Origin of the sequence: Rhodococcus sp. ENV425 (genome assembly GCF_002887785.1) — a bacterium.
In the GTDB taxonomy this organism is placed as follows: domain Bacteria; phylum Actinomycetota; class Actinomycetes; order Mycobacteriales; family Mycobacteriaceae; genus Rhodococcus; species Rhodococcus aetherivorans.
The window spans coordinates 1-2,431 of record NZ_PCZU01000169.1 but is presented as its reverse complement, the minus strand read 5'-3'; the positions used below and the strand labels follow the sequence as shown (position 1 = coordinate 2,431).

Here is a 2,431-nt window from a genome sequence, read left to right as displayed (position 1 = left end):
CCCCAATCCCGCCCAGCCGTGCCCTGCCTGCGGATCCCCGACCGGTAGGTCGCCGACGATGATCAGTGCGTCGACCCGTCTCCGCGCCAGCCTCGAAAACCTTTGCTGCAGCAACACATCAGGCAATCCGACGGGGTGGCGGATCATCACAAGCAGTGGCGTCCACCAATCCACCTGCCGGTGTTGGTGACCGAGTTGCCGGGTGAACGGCGCGTACCGGCCCGCCCGACCCGCTGAACCGTGCGCAGAGGCTACGGGCCGGCCGGGAAAACCTCGACGAGCGAACCGGGTTCGATGACGACCGGTCCGGCCGCGGTGCTCCCGTCGCCCCGCCGCGGGCCGGCGGGTCACCAGGCCAGCCCGAGATCGACGGCGGCCAGGCCGGCCCGCGTGCGGTTGTCCACCCCGAGCTTGGCGTAGACGCGCTCGACGTGGTTGCGGGCCGTCTTCTCCGCGATGCACAGCTCGTCGGCGATCTGCCGGTTGGACCGGCCCCGGGCGACGAGCCGCAGCACCTCCACCTCGCGGGCGGTCAGCCCGGCCGGCCATGGCGCGCGCCGCACCCGCCGGTGCCCGGCCGCCGTCAGCACCGCCTCGACCGCCTCGGCGTCGAGGCGCCCGCGTTGGGCCTCCTGCCGCAGGCGGCCCGCTGCGTGTTCGGGGGTGAGCGCACCGCGATGCGGCCGGGGTTCCCCGAAGCGCTGGTACGTCTCCGCCGCGGCGAGGAGACGATCGGCGACACTCAGGTCGCGTCCGCGCACGCCGTTGGGATACCCGGAGCCGTCGAGGCGTTCGCGGTGCGTGGTTGCGACGGCGACGACGTCCTCCATGCCGGTGACGCGGCTGAGGATCCGCCCGGTCAGGTAGGGGTACAGCCGGACCCGCTCCCATTCGGCGCCGGTGAGCGGACCGGGCTTCTCCCAGATCCGGTTGGACACCCCCATCCGGCCGAGACCGTGCACGAGCCCGGCCCGGTAGAGCACCTCGACGTCCGTCGCCGGCAGGCCGCGCAGGCGGCCCGCGGCCGCGGTCAGCTCGGCCACCGCCCGCGAATGCCCGAGCAGGCAGGGAACTTTCAGGTCGACGAAGTCTGCCATCGCACGAAGCAGGGCGTCGAGTTCGTCGCCGGCGAGGACTCGCGCGCGGTCGGGCGCCCGATCCAGCGCCGCCGCCCACGCGTCCTGCTCGAGCAGACCGTCGGTGAGTTCGCCCGCGGCCTCCTGGAACACCCGCGCCACCCGCGGACAGAACTGGGTCCCGCTGCGCGCCCGCGCGACCTCGACGGCCCGCCCCGGTCCGCCGGCCCGCAGATGGACCTCGGAGACCTCCGCGAGGTGCACGATGTGCATCTCGAGGGGGATGTCGTCGCCGCGCACACCCGCGGGCAGCCCGGCGCCGTCCCACCGTTCGAACGCGTAGGCCAGGGCCGCGCCGACCTGCCGGTCGAGCCCGACCCGGTCGGACAGCGTCCCCGCCGAGGCGCAGTGCGAACCGATCAGCTCGGCCATGCGACGGCGGGCGGTCAGCAGGAACGCGACGACCTCGACCCCGCGACGCGCGCCGTCGAGCCCGCGCCCGACGTGGCTGGTCAGCATCCGCAGGAACGGCAGCCCCCTCATGTCGACCCCGTAGGTATCGGCGCGGAGTGCGATGTCGTCGCCGAACAGCTGCGCCAACTCGTGCGAGTCCGCGTGGCAACCGATCCAGGCGACGAGGTTCGCGTAGTAGACGACGGCCTGCTGCCGTGCGTCCAGGCCCATGCGCTCGGCGATCCGTCCGGCCAGCACGGCGGACCGCAGCATGTGCTCCATCGGCTGCCCCAGACCCAGGTCGATCGCCAGGGACAGCGCCGCGAGCACCTCGGCGCGCCGCGGCCCGTCCCGCGGGCCCGGAGACGACTCGCTCCTGCGCTGCACGGCCCCATTGTCCTCCGCCGCCGGAGCCGGGGCGCCCGGCCGGACGGATGCCGAAGATGAGGCATCGGCCCCATGCTTCCGGTCACGACGCGGCGCACGATCGGGAGGACCGTATTCGTACGCCGAGGGAGGACGAGATGAAGACCACACCGCAGGAAGCCGCCGAGGAGCCCCGCGCCCTGCCCCGGGTCGCCGGCGAGCGGTTCACCGGGTATGCCGTGATCGGGGCGCCGTTCGCCAGCGGGCACTGTCTGGCGCTGCGCCGGTTCACCGCCGGGTCGGTGGGCCCCGCCTTCACCGCGGTCTGGCACCGCGACCCGCAGGGCCACTGGACCGTCTACAGCGATGCCGCGCCGGAGCACGGATGCGCCCGCTACCTCGGCGCCGCCCTCACCCGGACGGTGCGCACCGACGTCGCCGCCGAGTGGACCGGCCCGTCCCGGTTGCACATCACGGCGGGCGACGCCGTCGTCTGGGACGTGCGGGTGTCCTCGTCGCCGGCCACCACCCTGGCG

At 74.1% G+C, this 2,431-nt stretch carries 1 protein-coding gene and 1 pseudogene; one reads left to right on the top strand and one right to left on the bottom strand.

What is annotated here, in order from left to right; genetic code table 11:
* Positions 1-347: 347 nt before the first annotated feature.
* Positions 348-1,916 (bottom strand): HD domain-containing phosphohydrolase, encoded by a 1,569-nt coding sequence (locus CQZ88_RS13595; protein WP_102799894.1) that lies wholly within the window; start codon positions 1,914-1,916, stop codon positions 348-350.
* Positions 1,917-2,053: 137 nt separating this feature from the next.
* Here CQZ88_RS13595 and CQZ88_RS13590 point away from each other — a divergent pair.
* Positions 2,054-2,431: pseudogene (locus CQZ88_RS13590) on the top strand (hypothetical protein); the annotation flags it as partial.